13 protein-coding genes are annotated in these 17,558 nt (G+C 57.2%); 5 read left to right on the forward strand and 8 right to left on the reverse strand.

The genetic code is table 11. The features are described 5' to 3' along the window. Positions 1 to 889: 889 nt before the first annotated feature. Positions 890 to 3,127 (forward strand): hypothetical protein, encoded by a 2,238-nt coding sequence (locus B2J86_RS09670; RefSeq protein ID WP_173025392.1) that lies wholly within the window; start codon positions 890 to 892, stop codon positions 3,125 to 3,127. A gap of 13 nt (positions 3,128 to 3,140) precedes the next feature. On the opposite strand, the gene B2J86_RS09675 is transcribed toward B2J86_RS09670, so the two are convergent. Genes B2J86_RS09675 through B2J86_RS09685 form a run of 3 tightly spaced genes read right to left on the reverse strand, consistent with a single transcriptional unit; the run spans position 3,141 to position 6,399 of the window. Continuing rightward, complete coding sequence (locus tag B2J86_RS09675) at positions 3,141 to 4,364, reverse strand: TIGR04063 family PEP-CTERM/XrtA system glycosyltransferase (RefSeq protein WP_173025393.1); 1,224 nt, start codon at positions 4,362 to 4,364, stop codon at positions 3,141 to 3,143. Positions 4,365 to 4,389: 25 nt separating this feature from the next. After that, positions 4,390 to 5,196, reverse strand: coding sequence for a glycosyltransferase family 2 protein (locus tag B2J86_RS09680; RefSeq protein WP_173025394.1), 807 nt, complete (start codon positions 5,194 to 5,196; stop codon positions 4,390 to 4,392). A 12-nt stretch (positions 5,197 to 5,208) separates the two neighbouring features. Next, the gene (locus B2J86_RS09685; protein WP_216842345.1) at positions 5,209 to 6,399 is read right to left on the reverse strand and encodes a glycosyltransferase family 4 protein; all 1,191 of its coding nucleotides are present in this window, start codon (positions 6,397 to 6,399) and stop codon (positions 5,209 to 5,211) included. Between the two features lie 203 nt (positions 6,400 to 6,602). On the opposite strand from B2J86_RS09685, the gene B2J86_RS09690 reads away from it, so the two are divergent. Genes B2J86_RS09690 through B2J86_RS09705 form a run of 4 tightly spaced genes read left to right on the forward strand, consistent with a single transcriptional unit; the run spans position 6,603 to position 11,220 of the window. Then, on the forward strand, positions 6,603 to 7,940 hold the full coding sequence (locus B2J86_RS09690) for a FemAB family XrtA/PEP-CTERM system-associated protein (protein ID WP_216842346.1): 1,338 nt from the start codon (positions 6,603 to 6,605) through the stop codon (positions 7,938 to 7,940). 5 nt (positions 7,941 to 7,945) lie between these two features. Next, complete coding sequence (locus B2J86_RS09695; protein WP_216842347.1) at positions 7,946 to 9,115, forward strand: glycosyltransferase family 4 protein; 1,170 nt, start codon at positions 7,946 to 7,948, stop codon at positions 9,113 to 9,115. Positions 9,116 to 9,173: 58 nt separating this feature from the next. Next, complete coding sequence (locus B2J86_RS09700) at positions 9,174 to 10,328, forward strand: acyltransferase (protein WP_173025396.1); 1,155 nt, start codon at positions 9,174 to 9,176, stop codon at positions 10,326 to 10,328. Positions 10,329 to 10,371: 43 nt separating this feature from the next. Next, positions 10,372 to 11,220 carry a hypothetical protein gene (locus B2J86_RS09705; RefSeq protein ID WP_169167510.1) on the forward strand — a complete coding sequence of 283 codons (849 nt, stop codon included), beginning with the start codon at positions 10,372 to 10,374 and terminating at the stop codon, positions 11,218 to 11,220. 15 nt (positions 11,221 to 11,235) lie between these two features. On the opposite strand, the gene B2J86_RS09710 is transcribed toward B2J86_RS09705, so the two are convergent. From B2J86_RS09710 to B2J86_RS09730, 5 genes are read right to left on the reverse strand one after another with little or no spacing between them, the layout of a single operon-like run. After that, the gene (locus B2J86_RS09710; protein ID WP_173025397.1) at positions 11,236 to 11,955 is read right to left on the reverse strand and encodes a class I SAM-dependent methyltransferase; all 720 of its coding nucleotides are present in this window, start codon (positions 11,953 to 11,955) and stop codon (positions 11,236 to 11,238) included. A 55-nt stretch (positions 11,956 to 12,010) separates the two neighbouring features. Then, a complete protein-coding gene (locus B2J86_RS09715) occupies positions 12,011 to 13,027 on the reverse strand; it encodes a hypothetical protein (protein ID WP_173025398.1) in 1,017 nt (338 codons plus the stop codon). Positions 13,028 to 13,051: 24 nt separating this feature from the next. Then, positions 13,052 to 13,996: a GNAT family N-acetyltransferase gene (locus tag B2J86_RS09720; RefSeq protein WP_173025399.1), complete on the reverse strand. Its 945-nt coding sequence runs from the start codon at positions 13,994 to 13,996 to the stop codon at positions 13,052 to 13,054. Continuing rightward, the gene (locus B2J86_RS09725; protein ID WP_173025400.1) at positions 13,993 to 16,278 is read right to left on the reverse strand and encodes a polysaccharide deacetylase family protein; all 2,286 of its coding nucleotides are present in this window, start codon (positions 16,276 to 16,278) and stop codon (positions 13,993 to 13,995) included. Before B2J86_RS09725 ends, B2J86_RS09720 begins: the two co-directional genes overlap by 4 nt. Further along, positions 16,256 to 17,557: a putative O-glycosylation ligase, exosortase A system-associated gene (locus tag B2J86_RS09730; protein WP_173025401.1), complete on the reverse strand. Its 1,302-nt coding sequence runs from the start codon at positions 17,555 to 17,557 to the stop codon at positions 16,256 to 16,258. Before B2J86_RS09730 ends, B2J86_RS09725 begins: the two co-directional genes overlap by 23 nt. Position 17,558 lies beyond the last annotated feature (1 nt).

The following is a 17,558-nucleotide window of genomic DNA, read 5'->3' on the forward strand; positions in this document are numbered from 1 at the left end:
AGCGTGACAAGTGAACATGGTCCCACTTGGATTTATCGTTGGGGACCACTCGATAGGCACGATAAATCAATTAACTGCTGCAGAAGGCATAAAGGCAACATTCCTGTACGCTTTCGGTACATATCGGCATGACAGAAAATATGCATCAAAGTGTTTCTCAGCCTCATGAGGATCCCGTATTTGTTGCCTCATATGATGAAGCTTAGCATCCAGGCCCTTTAGGAATGTCGATATGTTGCCTTTCGCGATAGTCAACTCCTTTCAAAGGCATGCCCAGCATAGATTCAGCGCTATAAGCTTTCCAACATCTGCCCTGTGACGAAGAGACTTGGCCAAGACCTCTCAACCACCCAAACGTAAGAGCCAAGGACAGTGACAATCAGTTTCTTCGAGACTTTAGCCATCTCGAACAATATCGATCAGGCCTTGGGCTGGACACTATCCCTTATCTGCTGGGAGTGTCATAACACAAACGCTTGTCGCACAATCTCCCAACGTAGCTGCGCTGATCTAGTGCTCGGGTGCTAGGCGTAGTCCTGCGATGTCTAAAACATACTGCAGTACCCAGCAGCAAAATTTGCAAGCTAAGCATCAAATATCTTCCGTGAAAATTCTTACAGTTCGAACGCACACGCTCCGCCACGCAAGTCGAAAGTGGCTATCTGGCTTATTTTTTCTAACCGCCATCACGGGCTGTGGAGGCGGCAGCGACAGCGCCGCTACTCCCTCAGAGGAACAACGAAAATTAGCGTCCCCGTCCACGGCTGTAGCGCTTCCACCCGCGCTACCGCCCGCACCCGTTCTCATTGCAACCGCACCATTCCGCTGCGCGGCGGGGGCCATCACCTGCATCGAAGTAGCCTCAACCAGCCCACAACCTCAGGCTAGCGTGCCAGTCACCTTTGGGCAACCCTTCAAGACCGGTGACTGGAAACACAAAGAAACAGGACTGGTAGCTCGAGACAATTTCAATCAGCCGGTTCCCCTGCAATACGATGACATCTCCTCTCACAGAGATGGCTCAAGCCGTTTTGCGGTACTCAATGCGCAACTTTCTGGCCTGCAAGCGGGGGAGCGTCGAATCATCAACCTGTTCACCGGTTCCGCCAGTGCTCCGCCTCAGCTCTTGCCTAGCAATCCGGCGTGGAATCTGTCTCTCGAAGCCAAGATCTACAACCAGCAGGTCAACGTGGTCACGTTTGGTGACCGCAACGGCCACACGGATGGCACACCGTTTCTAGTGGGCGAGAAGATCGTCATGACGATCACCGGCCCCACCACAGAGAGTTTTCAGCAAACAATCACGTCTGACATGGCTGGCGGGGGCTACATCACACTCACTAAGATTGCCGAGGCCTTCCAGCAACTGGTCAACAGCCAAAGCCAGACGTACATCGGGGAAAAGATCGGTGGGGGCTACGAGAAACTGTGGCTCAAGACCAAGAATCCTTCCCAAGGCGCATTTCAGGTCAGCTTCAGCTACAGCGGCCAAGCCAAGATAACGCAAGTCAACCAATCGAACTACGAGGCTCCTCAAACCTGGGTCATTGATGGGCAGGATCTGCTGAAACAGCAAATCTCCATGGCCAATGCCAGCCAGTCGAGCGCGAATCGTCGATTTCACGGTCCGGTGGCATCCGAATTCAAATTGGCAATACCTTTCAAGAACGTATCCACGGGCAAGACACACGACTTTCTCACCGCGCGACTGGACACACGGATGTTTGAAGGAGGCCAAAAAATCCGTACCAACGTGATCATCGAGAATAACTGGACGTTCAAGGCCAACCCCAAGAACATCACGTATGAGATGGCCTTCAAAGTGAACGGCGCTACGGTGCACCAACAACCCATCTTTACCCACTATCACCATGCGCGCTGGCAAAAGGTGTTGTGGACGGGCGTCGAGCCCAAGGTACAGCTTCGGCACAACATGCGGTATTTTCTGGACAGCCGCGCAGTCTGGAACTACGACTTGAGCATACGGGTATCCGAAGCCACCCTGGCTGCAGAGGCGACAAATCTTGCGCGAGCGCGCACCCAACAAGCCACTTTGGGTCCGATGGGCAACGCATTCTTGGAACCGAGCTTTGGTTCCACCGGCGGTCGTCCCGAAATTGGCCCACTCCCACGCTGGACTGCCCTCTACCTGATTTCGCAAGACGAGCGGGCGCGCGCCAGCATGATGGCCGTGGCCGATGCTGCCGCTGCCGTACCGATTCACTTCCGCGACGAGAACACCGACAGCCCCATCAATACGGTCGCCAACCCGAACGTTTCGACGCACTTCAACAGCAACAACCTACCGGACAGCACGGACCCAACCATCTGGGGACCCGACACCGCCCACCAAGCGTCGTATGTCTATGTTCCCTACCTTCTGACGGGCGATAATTTTTACCTTGATGAGGCGATGTTCTGGGCTTCGTGGAACGTTTTTTCGATGCCTGCAAGCTACCGCGAGTTTGGGAAGAGCCTGATCAATCGCCAGCAAGTGCGCGGCTCCGCCTGGGCCTTGCGCTCGATTGGCGAAGCCTATCGGATCGTTCCAGACAACCACAGCATGAAGTCGTACTTCAAGACCGTTCTGGACAACAACCTCGCCTGGTACAAGCAGAACTATGTGGTCAACCACCTGGGCTCACCAATGGGAGCCATCCAGCATGAGGTGGGCCAGACACCGCCGTGGCAGAACGACTTCGTGGGCACGGTGATGGCGCTGCTGGCCGAGAACAACGAGCCCAACGCGAAAGATGTGCATGACTGGTTCAGCCAGTTCAACGTGGGCCGCTTCATGAACGATGCGAACGGCTTCTGTGCAGCGCATGCACCGGGTTACTACTGGAAAAATGCGGACGCACAAGGCAATTACTTCACTACTTGGAGCCAGCTCTACGCCGCCAACTACCCCGCCGATGTAGGCAAGGCCTGCAGCAGTCTCACGCTCGCAGATGGCTATCCCGACAATGCCGGTGGATATGCCGCATACGCCCGGGGTATGCTGGGCGCTGCAGCGGGTGCTCAAGCAACAGGAGCGGTCGCCGCCTACGCCAAGTGGAAAGCTATGACACCCTTGATGGACGCTGAGTTCGCCAAGGATCCGAACTGGGCCATCGTCCCGCGCTGATTGAACTCAGCGACTAATGCGCTGGTGCAGCCGCCGCCTTCACTGCACCAGCGTAGACAGCGTCATACACCGCCACGCTGCTGCGCCAGTTGCGCTCTTCACGCACAAAGCGCTCGCCGTTCGCTTGCAGATGGCGCTGCAGCTCTGGATTTGACAAGAGTCTTCGAACCGCCTCCACCAGTGCATCCACATCATCCGCCTTGAAGAGCACGCCAGTCTCACCATCCTTGATCAACTCACGATGGCCGCCCACATTGGATGCGACGAACACACGGCGCTGCGCCATGGCTTCGAGCGGCTTGAGTGGCGTCACGGTTTCAGTCAGACGCAGCGATTTGCGGGGATAGACCAACACGTCGATCACGGAATAGTAGTGCTCGACTTCAGCGAACGGAATCTTGCCAGTGAAAACCACCTGCTGCTGCAACCCGAGCGTCTGAACCAGTTCACGCAAAGCGTGTTCCTGCAGCCCTCCGCCCACCAGCACCAACTTCATGTCGGGGTCTTGCGCCAGGAGGCCCGGCATGGCGCGAATCGCCAGATCGAGTCCCTCGTAATCGTAGAACGATCCGATGAAGCCGAGCGTGTGGCCCAGTTGCAGTCCGTGCTTGTCGGCCAACGCCGTGTCCCGAGCAGTAGGTAGTGCAAACCGCTCGTGCTCGACAGCATTGGGCACTACCGCCACAGGTTGGCCGCAGAGTTGTCGCGCCTCGATATCCAATCGGAGCCCTTCGCAGATGGCCACGACACGGTGGGCACGCCTGAACACATGGTTTTCCAGTGCCCGCGTGAGCCGGTACCGCAGACCATGCTCGGCGCTGGTTCCCTGATCAACCGCAGCATCCTCCCAGAAGGCGCGCACCTCATATACGAGAGGTAAGCCAAAACGCCGCGCGGCCCAGTAGGCTGCCACACCGTTGAGCGCAGGTGAGTGCGCATGCACGACGTCGGGCCTCAGTTCAGGTATCAATTGGTTCAAGCGCCGGTACATGAGCCAAATCGTCCATAGCTGCCGCAGCACCGGTAATTGGGACCCCAGAGATGGCTGCTCCCAGGTTCGCCGGAATGTGATACCTGACACCACATCTTCTCCATCGGCGAATGAGCCTTGCCTTGGGCCGGTCACCGGAAGTACCTGCCAGCCGCGCGCCTTCTGCTCCTGCAAGATTGCCCAACTTCGGGTGGCATAGCCATCTTGAATGGGCACCGAATGATCAAAGACGTGAAGTATTTTCATGGCTGTGTCGAAAGCCGGATAAACATCAGAGCGATCGATTGAGGCGCCGATGCAGGCCGCGCAAAGAAAGCCCGTAGCGGTGTTTGAAGAACAGGTAGGCAAGGCCCTTGGCGTGGCGCAGCGCGAAGCTGTTGATGCTCAACCCTTTGGGCCGCGAGATTTCCTGCGCATCGTGAACCACCGACACCTCGGGCAGGTAGTGCACTTCATATCCAGCCTTCCACAGCCGGATGCAATAGTCCACATCTTCGGGAGAATAGAAGATGCGCTCGTCAAGCAGCCCCGTGCGCTCCACAGCCTGCCCGCTGAGCAACCAGCAGGCGGAAATGGCGTAATCGACCGGACCTGGGCGGGCCGGTGGCTCGCGGCTCTCCAGCTCGCGCAGCGCTACCAGTCGCTGGAGCTTGCGCCCGACGGTGGGAAACATATCGACGCTCAGCTGGAATTTTCCCGAAGGGTAGATCAGCTTGGGCGCCACGAGCCCGGCCTGGGGCTGCGCCTTCAGGTAGTTCAGCAAGGCCACCAGGGCCTGCGGATTCATGTAAGCGTCCGAGTCGAGCACCAGGATGGCTTCTCCCGTGGCCTTCTTCAGCGCCAGATTGCGCGAGCGGGTGGTGCCGGTGTTTTGTGGCAGGTAGGTCACCTGCAATACCGCCCCCACCTCTTGCTGCAGTGCCTTGAGAATCTCCACGCTCCCATCGACGGAGCCGTTCTCGATCACCAGGATTTCCAGTGAAAGCCCGGTGACATCGCGGCAGTGAACGAGGCTGCGAACACACTTGTCGATGTAGCGCTTGGAGTTGAACGACAACACGACCGCTGAGACATTCATGCGTCACCTCGATTACTTCGCGGCTAGGACGGAAGTGAACAACTCGCATTGCATGCGGGTGGTGTCTTCCCAGGAAAAGAGTTCGGCGTAGGCACGCACTTGTGCCTGCTCGGGGTAAGCGGCCAGCAGTTCGCTCAGCGCCTTTTGCAAATGGGCCACGTCGCGCACACAGGCCAGACGACCGGCGCGCGGGCTGGCCACCACTTCGGGCGTGCCGTTGACCCGAGTGGCAACGACCGGGGTCCCACAGGCCATGGCCTCCAGCAACACATTGGCCCATCCCTCGCGGCTTGAGGCCAGCACCAGAGCGTTGGCCGCGCTGTAATAGGTCTTGAGGTGCTCATTGGGTTGGGAGCCCGCAAACGTCACCCGGTCTTGCACTCCGAGCGACTGTGCCATCGACTGCAACCGCTGCAGCCAGGGACCGGATCCCACAATCATCAGGCGAGCCTCGGGCAGGCGCGACAGCAGCTCGATCACTAGGTGATGGCCCTTGACCTCTACCAGATGTCCCACAGACACCAGCACCAGGCTCTGTTCGGGCAGGCCCAGCTGCCGGCGTGCCTCGACCCGGTCCATGACCTGGAAACGCACCAGGTCCACGCCATTGCGTAACGTCAGGCTCTTGGCGGGGTCGGCGCCCAGCTCGACCATCTGGGCGACCAGATCGGTGCAGACACCGATGTTGGCCGAGCTCGCCGCGAGCGCGCCTCGAATCAAGCGGTTGGGCGTGGCGAACTGGCGATAGAGCGTGATGTCGGAGCCGCGGGCGGTGCAGACGAAGGGTTTGCCGAGCTTGCGCGCAATGATGGCCGCGGCCACGCCGTCGGGGTAGAAAAAGTGCGCATCGATCAGATCGAAGTTGAACCCGTCTCGGATCAGCCTGCGGATGGTGGGCAAAGCGCCGGCCGCCAGCACATAAGGAGCGATGTTCTGCCCGACCTTGGGCGGCAGCAGGTAACGGGGGTGATGCACTTGCACGCCGTTGCGCATTTCGTGCGCGGGCGTGGCCGCCATGCGTGCCCACGCACCGAAGGCGGAATGTTTCAACGGAAACCATGGAACCGGTGCCACCACCTGGGTTTCCACCTGACCACTCTTCAACAGTTCGCGCAACCGGGTCTCGACGAAAATGCCGTGCACGGGTCGGGCGCTGCTGGGGTAGAGGGTGGAAAAAAGCAGGGTTCTGATTTTCTGGCTCATGCAGTTTGCTCGAACGGCTCGATGACTCCGGATCACCCTGCCCGCTGATTGACCAACCACCCGGCCGGGGGGTCAGCGCGGATTGTAGGGGAACGACCTGCCCATTCGCACTGCGCCGGGGCCCGCCAGCCCGCACGAATCTTCAACCTGCGTGCGAGAATGCCCGCAATACCCCTCCTCCGCATGCATGAGCCCTCCCTCGCATGAATCAGCTCTCCCCAACCGGCCCGTCTTCCGCCGAATTGCCACCCGCTGAATCGGTTTCGTTGAGCGATCAACTGGCTCGGATGCGCCGGAAGCGCAAGCAACTGTCCCGCGTGATCGGGGCCGCCAAGAAAAACGGTGAAAACGTCGAAGACCTGCTGGAACAGTGCCGGCTTCTGAGCCTTCAGGAGAGCAACCTCCTTCAACGGATCCAAGCGGCCACCGCGCCCATCGCTTCGCCACCGCCGCCCGACAGGCCCGCCGCGGCCGTCGATGTAGCTCCCTGCGTCCAAGAGCGCAACGAGCCGGTGACGATTTCCCTCCTGGACGACGCGGAAAGCCTTGCCTGGGACACGTTCGTCGGGCGCCGTCCCGAGGCCTCCAGCTACCATCTCAGCGGCTGGCGCAACATCTGTTTCCAGGCGTTTGGCCACGCGAGCCACTACCTCGTAGCCAAGCGGGGGCAAGGCATCGTGGGCGTATTGCCCCTGGTCCAACTTCAAAGCATCCTTTTCGGCAACTTCCTGGTGTCGATGCCGTTTCTCAACTACGGAGGCGTGCTGGCCGAAGACAATGAGGTTCGGGCCCGACTGATAGCGCATGCGGCCACACTGACCCGGGACCTGGGCTGCTCGCACCTAGAGCTACGTGAAAGGGTACCCAGCGAATCCTGGCCGATGCGAACCGAAAAGGTTTCCATGTGGCTGCCCCTGCCCGGCACCGAAGAGGCGCTGTGGTCTCAGATCGGTAGCAAACGGCGCGCGAAGATCAAGAAGGGACAGAGCCACGGCCTCGCATTCGAGGTCGGCGGAGCGGAACTGCTCGACGATTTCTACCGCGTGTTTTCCACCAATATGCGGGACCTAGGAACGCCGGTGTATGCCAAGCGCTTCTTCGAACTCGTTCTGAAAGAAGCGCCGGGGCGGCCCGAATTGGTGGTGGGCCGAAACACAGGAGGCAAGGCCGTGGCAGCGTCCCTGGTGCTTCGGCATGGCCAGCGCATGGAAGTGCCCTGGGCATCCACCCTGCGCGCAGCCAACAGCCTGAACGCCAACATGGTGCTTTACTGGACGATGCTCTGCCACGCCTTCCAGACCGGTTGCACCACCTTCGATTTCGGCCGCTCTACCGCCGACGCCAGCACCTACCACTTCAAAAAAGAATGGGGCGCCCAGGTGGTGCCGCTCTTCTGGCACTACTGGATGGCCGATGGGAGTGCAATTCCCCAAATTAACCCGGGTAATCCCAAGTACAAGTTGGCAATTGCCGTCTGGAAGAACCTTCCAGTGATGCTTGCGAACCGGCTTGGCCCCCATATCTCCAGGTCGATACCTTGATTGAGATGCCAAAAAAACCCACGCTTTCTGCCTATGTGTTCGTAGTGCCTTGGTCTCTGGAACATGTGGGCGGCGTCAACCAAGTCGTGATCAATCTGGCGACTGAAATGGACAGAGCCGGATCGTTCAAGCCTATCTTCCTGATTGATGACTGGGACGCACCGAAGCCCGTGTGGGAGAAATTTGGCAATGTTCCTGTTGTTCGGTGGAGAGTCCGAACCCTGACGCCGGCCATGAGCTTGAAGCAACGGATCATGTACGCCTTGTGGATGCTGAGGTTTCGGGCGTCATTCAAGCAGTTTTGTCTCGATTACCGTGTCGCGGCTATCAACCTGCACTACCCAGGCGCCAATGCGTTTTCGTTGACAGAAATGCTTAGCCAAATTGGCATGGAAGTGCCCGTCCTGCTTTCGTATCACGGCACGGACCTGACTGCCATCGAAACAGCCTCGGCGAAGGAGCGCAAACAGTGGATGAAATTGGCCCACGACGTCAAAGCTGTCGTCGCCTGCTCAAACGATCTAAGCCGCCGGATCCACGACATCATGGGACAACCAAAGAAACTCGTCGTCATTCACAACGGAGTGAATGCCGAAGCATTCATATCCCAGGCGGCCCGGTTACCTTCAGACCCTGCTGGACGAGTAATACTTTCGATAGGAAAGTTCGATAAACAGAAGGGGCAAGACGTTCTAATCAAGACGTTCTGTGAAATATCGAGTGAATATCCAGATCTGACTTTGGTGTTATTGGGAGCATCAGGCCCAGAGCTCCATAATCTCCAGAGAATGTGTGAAACGGGAGGCATTACATCTAGGGTGTCCTTCTTATGCGACGTTCCACATGAAAAAATCGCAAACTATTTCAGCAAAGCCAGCATCTTCGTATTGCCATCGAGGCAGGAGGCCTTTGGCATCGTTGTGTTGGAAGCAGGCTGTTTCGCGCTACCTGTAATTGCATCCAAGGTAGGTGGCATCCCGGAGATCATCGACGATACGCTGACCGGGCTCCTTGTAAATCCCGATCGACCTGGTGAACTGGCGAAAGCGCTTCGTTCCGTTCTGAACGACCCTGCAAAAGGAAGAGCCATGGGCCAGAAACTTCGACTGTGCGTGATTCGCGAGTTCACTTGGACACGCGCGCACGATCAATACGTCCGGTTAGTGAACTCTTGACACCGGTGCGAGCCATCGCCTGCGCACGGAATAAATGCAAAGAAGCCGGAGTTTGTTGATGAACTGGTTCGCTCAACGTTTTGAACTGTCGCGTGGGGGCAGTCAGGACAACATCAGACCGATGGAAGGGCTGCGAGGTTTTGCTGTCTTTCTCGTATTTCTGGTTCACTATGTGTCGCTGGTTGAACCTTGGGTCGCCAAGGAATCAATCACCTGGATCATAAGCCATGCCATGCACACCATAGGCAACAGCGGCGTGGATCTTTTTTTCGTCCTGAGTGGCTACTTGATCTATGGATCGCTGATGGATCGGCAGCAGCCCTTTCTAAGATTTATGTCAAGGCGCATCGAGCGAATCTATCCCGCGTTCTTGGTGGTTTTGCTCTTGTATCTGATGCTTTCATTCGCTTTTCCCAGTGAGAGCAAATTGCCTTCCACGTTCGCAGCAGGCAGTGTCTACCTCATCCAAAATGTGCTTTTGCTCCCAGGCATTTTTCCGATCGAGCCCATCATCACCGTTGCTTGGTCGCTGAGCTATGAAATGCTGTACTACTTAGCAATCCCGGGCGTGATCATGCTTTTGAATCTGCACCACCGCAGTGCTGTTTGGCGCACAACGTTTTTTCTTGTCGTCACTTTAGCGACTACGATTTACTGCGCATTGAATGGCGGGCACATGCGACTTGTCATGTTCATTGCAGGCATCCTCCTTTTTGAAAGCACCAGAGCCACCGCTTTATCCACTCCCTCAAGTCCGCTCGCCTTGCTGCTACTGGTGGCTGGTCTTTTGGCTCTGCTGCTGCCCCTGGGTGGGTCTGTGGGAAACGCCTTCAAAGTTTTGGTCCTGTTCTTTGCATTTTTCACAACCTGTCTGACTTGCTTCAAAAATCCTTCGGGAGGGCTCGCGCAAGCGTTCACCTGGACACCGCTTCGCTGGTTGGGAAACATAAGCTACTCTTACTACCTGATACACGGCCTTGCCCTCAAGTCAGCCTTTCTTATTCTTGCGAGCGTATTTCCCAGCGCTGTTCTGGGACCATGGTTCTTCTGGCTGCTTCTTCCCATCGCATTTTTGATGACTCTGCCCCCCTCAGCTGCCCTGTATCTGCTTGTGGAGAGACCGCTTTCGATCAAACCTCCTAACCCATCCCTCATAGTCAGTCACCACAGTGCGGACGATCCATCGCCCATCGTACGAGGGCATGAGACCTGATGGGCTACAGCGCTCGACCGACACCACAAAGAACGGATGATCCATGAATTGGGAACTCATCAAGAGAAAAGAAGGCAAAAATGGCACTGGCAACTGGGGAGATTTCGATCTCCCGCTGGATGCCATTTTCGAGGCTGCAGCCAACTGGAAAAAGGAAGTTGGCAACGAGCAAAAGCTCTGGCTTTGCTGGAACATTTCGCATCGATGGTCCTTGCTGCAGCAGCGCATGGTGCTTGAAGCGGGGTGGACTCCGGTGGTGGGCCACGACCCCAACTGTCAGCCAGAGCAACTCACGACCCTGCCTGGCTCGATCTTTATCGACTTCGGCAAAGAGCTCAAACTCAAAGTTGTGTGGCCACACTTCCCGCTGGAATTCGCCTTTTTGTGGGCTCCAAAACTTGCCTTCTGGCACGCTGATCTATTGATGCCCATGGAGAAGATGCACAAGTTTTCCTCCCAGTTTGACGCCCTTGAGAATGGTCAGATGGCTGCCGTTCATTCCACCGGTGGATTGCGTCATTACTTCAATCGCAAGACACATCGTTACTGGGAACTTCTCGGCTGCACCACGGAGGCGGCCAGCAGACATCAATTTGAAAAGGGCTGCGGCTGGTGGCGAAACTTTCACATTCATCCCAATGGCCCGCCCGAAGAGAAAGCACTGCGGGCAGAGTATTGGTACGACAGTGGCGTGGGCATCTCTTACTGGGAGCAGCAGTACAAGCAGCGTGTCGTGAGGTTGCACGAACGAGAATTGACTGCTGGCCACTGCAGTGAGATTGGCTACAAGAACTACAAGAAATCGAACCACAAAGGCCTGGAGCTGGACCTTAACTTCAACCTGGATTTGATGGCCCGAAAAATGGGACTGGAAGCCATGCTGCCAGCTTGATTCAACGGTGCCGTGTCACGCGCGGCGGCGAAACACCGCAGATCCCGCCTTGGTGAACTGGTGCTCGAATACAGGCTCGCTCATGAAAAGTTCCGACTGGGTCGGATTGCTGTAGACCACCCAGACATCCTGCGAATGCGTTGACATCGCTCTGACCCACACGTCGATCACCTGGCGCATCACACTGGCGCCAAATGGGTTGTAGAGATAGCAGACAACGGGCACCAATGGAGGTCGGTATTGCGCCGCATCACCGCACAGCAACTTGATGCGATCCACGTTGGGCCATCGGTCGCGTGCTGCCGCAAGGTTCTTTTGTGCAGTTTGATGCAGCTCATCCGAGAATTCAACGCCGGTGATGGTCTGAAAGCCGGCCTGCGCAGCCAGCAGCAAGGCCCTGCCCTTTCCGGAACCCAAATCGACAAAGGCGTAGTCGGCAAGCCTAATAGGTAAAGCCTCCATCACGGATCGAAACTGCGCCTCATCAATGGGTTGGTAGGGTTCGGCGCTTTCGCCAACAGTCCCCGTGTAGCCAAGCTCGCTCAAGTAAACCGCCCGCTGGGTTTCCACCCCGGGAATATGGTCCACCGAACTGCGTGGCATTCTCAGGGAGCCATGGCGCATCCAATGCTTGGTGTAGTAGCGCAGATTGTGAAGTAACAAGGGACCGAACATGCGCCAGCCGTGCCGGCGCCAAGCATTCCGCATCCGCTTGATTATTGCTCGCAGTTTCATCGTTCATCATCCCATTCAGAAGTTCGTCACAGGACAAAAACAGGGTACACGCAGCTCAGGTCAACCGATTGGCGATCTGCACCAGTTTACGCACCAACGGCCGCGCGAAGCCAAGTTGAGGGATGCGGGTCTGGGTGTCCGTCACCAAGTCGACCGGCCGCAACGAATTGGCCAACTCGCCCAAAGTCGACACCTCGAAGCGATCGTTGTGTGCCATCAAATGATCCAGGAGCGCCGTGAAACGATTCATAACGACCCTATCGGGCCGCAGGTCTTGATACTGCGCGTCTCGGCTCTTGACGAAGCTGAAGCAATGAAGCACCAGCACCACATGCTCCATGCCCGCTTGTTGAGCTTGCTCCAGCGATGAACGAAGCTCCCAGCTGCTCATCGAGGTTGGGTCCAGTGGGCGCAGCCCCTCGCGAAGCCGGGGCTCAGGCAGCATCTGGTGGGCCAGGGTCACGGGCAGCTCGAACATGCCGTCGACAACCTGCAAGGCATTTACTTTCAGACTGGTTTCATCGAATGAGCCCTTTCCCTTCACGACATGGTTGTAGCTCGAGTCGAGAACTATGCCTTGTTGAAGCAGATCCGCGAGCAGTTCCCGACTGCATGCCCAATTGCCTGCTCGAAAGACGCGTGGGCGCTCGCCCACCAGGCGCTCGAAGATCTCACAGGCCTGGGCCAGCGTGCGCCGCCGTTCAACGTCCTCAAGGCGCACCAGATCGTCGGTGCGTCGGGTAATTAGCGTGCCTTGCGCCAGCTGCTGCGCGTAGAAGTGGAAGTTGAGGTGGGTGTGCAGCTGCACATCCTGGCCATGATCCTTGAGATACGCCATCCAACGCCTGCTGTCATCTTCCCCGAACACCTGAGAGGCAAACACTTCTGCGAAGAAAGTGGCTTTGAAATTTCGCTTGACGAGTTGCTGGCAGATCCAACCAATGCCATGGTCCGCACCACCGATCCGGCAGTGGATCCGCCGGTCTGAGGGCACTGGCCTTAGCGTGGGATCGGACCACGCGCCGCCCATACTGTTTTCGGTATCGACAGTGAAGTAGACCTTAGTCTTCATGAGTCAGATGCTTTCCTCGTGACTTCAACTCATTGCACGGATCAAACGCTTAATCCGTGACTTCATACCCACAGCTTCAAAGAGTCGCCCAAGACCTTCATTGACCAGAGACAAACTTCGATGCAGACCCACCAACAGCATGTTGAACGCAGTCATTCGGAACAGATACAGATCGACATACTCGACCTTGCAGTTGGCAAACATGGACTTGTAGAGTGCCTCCCCCGGACCAAAGTCCAGGAACTTGCAATTCGGAATGGCGTGCGCATCTTTGGTGATGTGGTACAGCAAAACGGTGCCGGGCGACAGATCCGCGCTTTCGGGCAGATATCCGACGACTTCGTACTTGAGCACATCACCGGACACGCTGCACCAAGCGTAGGCAACAGGATGGTCACCATCGTGCAATAGATAGCCCCTGGCCCTACCCTCGCGTGCGAGTTTGTCCAGGTGGGCAACAAAAGCATCGTCCGTGGGCAGTCCGCTCTTGAGCAGTTTGTGCTGATAGGTCTGCTCAGAGATGCGCAACGCTTCGCGGTGGAACCGGGGCATGTCTGCGGGTGAGGTCATCAGTTCGACGCCGTTGCTTCCTTGTTGCCTTTCTGTGAACCGCTTCACAGTGCGGCGGAGGTTCTGCCGGGACTTCCCCGTGAACTTGCTGAAGTAAGCATCCCACGATTGCTGGATTTCGATGAAATGATGGACATCGCGATTGCGCACGTAGCGCAGCCAGCGGCCATACCTACCAATGCCTACATCAAAGTGGGCCGGCTGAATCCTTCGGCACAGAACGCCAACTGCATCCGCACTCAGAAGTACCTCGTAAGCCTCTGGCGCCTGCGGACTCGCAACCGTACCAAGATCGCGTTGTTCAATGACGGCCAAGCGGGGATACCACATACCGATCGCCCATTCCCCCAGCAGGAACCGCAGGCCGATCTTTCGTGGAACGATGAGTGGGTTGTTCATGGCTGGCGCACGTCTTGGCCCATCTGGCTGGCCGGCTGTACGTTCGAACGCACCTGATCGAGCACATCGGCCAGCAATCTCGCCTGGTCCTTCCGTGAGTACCGCTTGATCTGGGCGATGTTATCGTGCGAGATATCGACTCCTCCTGACGCCGTGAACTCGGCGTGAAGTTTCAAAAGCTTATGCATCACCTGCTTCGACGAATCGATGGAGGCCAGCTCGACACATTTGAAGGTTTCGAGCTTGCGAGCCGTATCGCCTTCGAAGTCGATCAATCCCAGGATGGCGCGGCCGGTGCGCAGGTACTCGTATATCTTTGCGGGGATCTGTGGATTGAATGCCCTGCCTTGAAACACTAACAAGACATCACTGCCCAACATTTCCGAGATGGCGTCCGCATACGAAATCGGAGGCAAGCACTCGACGATGTCATCGATGTCGTGCAGACGGGCCAAAGCCATGACTTCCGATTCGTGTCGCGCTGCGCGAAAGCGGATCTTAAGAGAGGCACGAGGCAACAGGCCTTGCTCAACAATCAGCTTCACGGCTTCAAAAAGTGCTCCTGGATCGCGCTCCTGCGGATAAATGACGCCGCTATGCAAGAGCATGAATTGATTTACCGGAACGCCCACGCGGACTGGATGCGCCGAGGTGAACACATCTTCGTCGTAACCGTTTTCAATCACCACGCACTTGTTGGCTTTGTCCGGGTAGCGTAATTGAAACGTCTGGCGCGCGCGCTCGGTGGTGAACACGCAAAACTTCGCATTCTGCATGGCGTAGGCCTCAATCCCCTCCCAGAGGCGCCGTTGCAACTTGCCCGATGGATAGCCTGGACTGAGCATCGGATCTCTGAAATCGGCCACCCACGGCAAACCGGTCAAACGATGCAGGGTCGCACCAATCAAGTGGGCACTTGCAATCGGATAAGTGCTCCAAATGAGTTGTGGACGCTCACGCCGGATTTCCCGCAAACCGGCCAGCGTCCCACCCAACCACCAACTGGACCAGCGATCGGGCAGGGCGAGTACATCGAGGTACTTTCGCTTGAAGCTCAGGTGCCGGGCGGCATCCAGGGCAAAGGCGCGAACCACCCGCGTGGTAGGGGGAATCTGCCGCAAGAGATCGCTACTGCATTCCTCGTACGCACGAGGATGGGCACTCAACACGGTCGGCTGCCAGCCACTGGAGGGCAAGTGCTTGACGAAATTGAGGGTGCGCTGGATGCCGCTGCTGCCTGCCTGGGGTGGAAAATGGAAGGCAACCATCATCGCCCGGCGCCCGGCCGGCTCATCAACCACCAAGGTCTTGGGACGTTGACACAGGTTTCTTATGAGCTGTAATGCCATGCGGGTTGGCGACGGCCCCCAAGGCGTAAAGCGTGGAATCTGGAACGGCGATGTGCCCGCCGTTGCAACACCTCGATGCGTCGTCAATGCATGCGCGTAGCCAGCCCGCTGCACCATGGCAATGTGCTCCGGGCCAAAGTCCTTGCCAGGTATTCCATTGGGATATGCGAATGCCGACACACGACCTCGAATTCGTGCTTCCAGGTCTTCACGCGCACCCGCGATCTCACGGTACGCAAAGTCCTGTTCACAACGGCTCAGTATGGGGTGGGTGACCGAATGTCCACCAATGCCAAAGCCCTTCGCATGGATGGCCCGAAGATCATCGGCGGACATTACCGGGACATTATGGCGCTGCGCTCCGACATGAGCTTCCAGTTGCTCGAGCATGCGCTCTTTGCTCTCAGGGGGCTGGTACTTGAGAAAGGCATCCAGTTGGCGAATCGCGTGCTGGCGATGGAACGCTGAGTCCAGCCGGATCGGCTGTAGCCCGGAGCCCTGCAGGAGCAAGGGCGCCAAGCTGTCAGGTGCGCGCTCTATTGCATAAAGGATTCGCTCGTTCCACATCGGCAGGCCATTGAACTGACCGGTGGTCACGAAAAAAGTGGCGTGAACACCGCGGCGCTCCAGCACGGGGACCACATTGGCCAACCACTCGGGGTAGCCATCATCGAAAGTGATGCAGGCTGAGCGCGGGGGTAGCTTGTCCGTTTGCAGTGCAGAAATGGCCTCCTGCAGCGGCAGGATGCGAAAAAAATGCATGGCCGCATCGAGAATACGCTCGAAACCGGCGAGATTTAGCTCGCCGGGATCCAGGATATGGGCATGCTTGGGTACCTTGTGGAACAGCAGCACCGTGAGCTTGCCGCGGGAGATCAGGTTGAAAAGCGGCGCCATTGTGCAATCAGATTCACAAGCGCTGATGGGTTGCATGGCTCAATCGGCGCTGCTGCTGCTTGATGACCTCCAACAGCATCATGCAGACGTACGGCAGCTCAAAGTAGGCTGCGCTGAGCGTTGAGCCTGTCACCACGAACGCAAGAAGTGAGATCCCCAACATGTCAGCCAAGTCGCCGGCCCACCGTTGTTCATCACCATTGGCACGCACGAGTTTCCAGATCTGCCGTCGGGTGAGGAAGGCATTGATCAGCAGTGCCAGAAAGAGGAACAAGCCCACGAACCCCATATCGCCCATTACTTCGAACCAGATGCTGTGCGCCGCCACACCGCTGCGATTGAGCACAGGCGTATCGATGAAGCCCAATAGTCCCTGCTCCAAGCGGAACTGGTCCCACACCGGAAAGGACTGCAGAGCTCGAAATCCCCCCCCCACGAACGGGTGGGCCACAGCAATCGCGGAGCTGACCTTCCAGGCAGCGACGCGCCCCATGAAAGAGGCATCTTGGTCTGCCAACTGAATGGTCTGCATGCGTGTGGTCCAGTCGTCCGGGGCAACTTCGGTGATCAACACAGTGGCCAGGATTACCGCAGTCAAGGCAGACCATCGCCGCCGGGTCCTGAGCACCACGGCCACACCCACGACAAAGAGGCCGATCAAGCCTGCCCGCGAGTGAGTGGCCATTACGGCCAAAAGTGTAAGCACCAAGGCACCTAGAAAACTCCAACGCGCCAGTCGTTTGGCGGCGTAATGCTGCAGGTAATAAATGACCGGTAACGCCATGAGCAAGATCAGACTCAGATGGTTGTTGTCACCGAACTTGGGATTGGACTGTGCGTTGTGGGCTCCGGCGCTTGCGATGAATTTGAGACCATCAAGCACACCGTGAAAACTCAGGGCCAGCGCCATCACCACCACAATTGCATGGATGCGAAAGCGATCGTTCGCAAGCATGGGCATAAGAAGGCAGAACAATGCGGTCTTGGCCACGTTGCCCCAGAGCTCCCAATTGCGCTCAAGTCCAGGGTAGGCGAGCGCGGCACACACGAAGCCATGAGCAACAAACAGGATCATGAGCACTGCGGTCCTGTTCGGCTCAAAAGGTTGGCGAATGACACCTTTGCGGAAGAGCACGGGCGCTAGTGTGATCAGGGCAAACAAAAACACATAGGGCACTCCTGACATGAAGCCGAACAGATAAAAGTTCAACGCAATCAGCCCGCCCCAACCCCACAATAGGTAGGCCGAAAACGGATTCATGAAAGCCAGGGGCACAAAGAAGAACATTGCGCCCAAAGCGACCAGATCACGCATT

The sequence above is a fragment of the Acidovorax sp. SRB_14 genome (assembly GCF_012932145.1).
Taxonomy (GTDB): Bacteria; Pseudomonadota; Gammaproteobacteria; order Burkholderiales; family Burkholderiaceae_C; genus Simplicispira.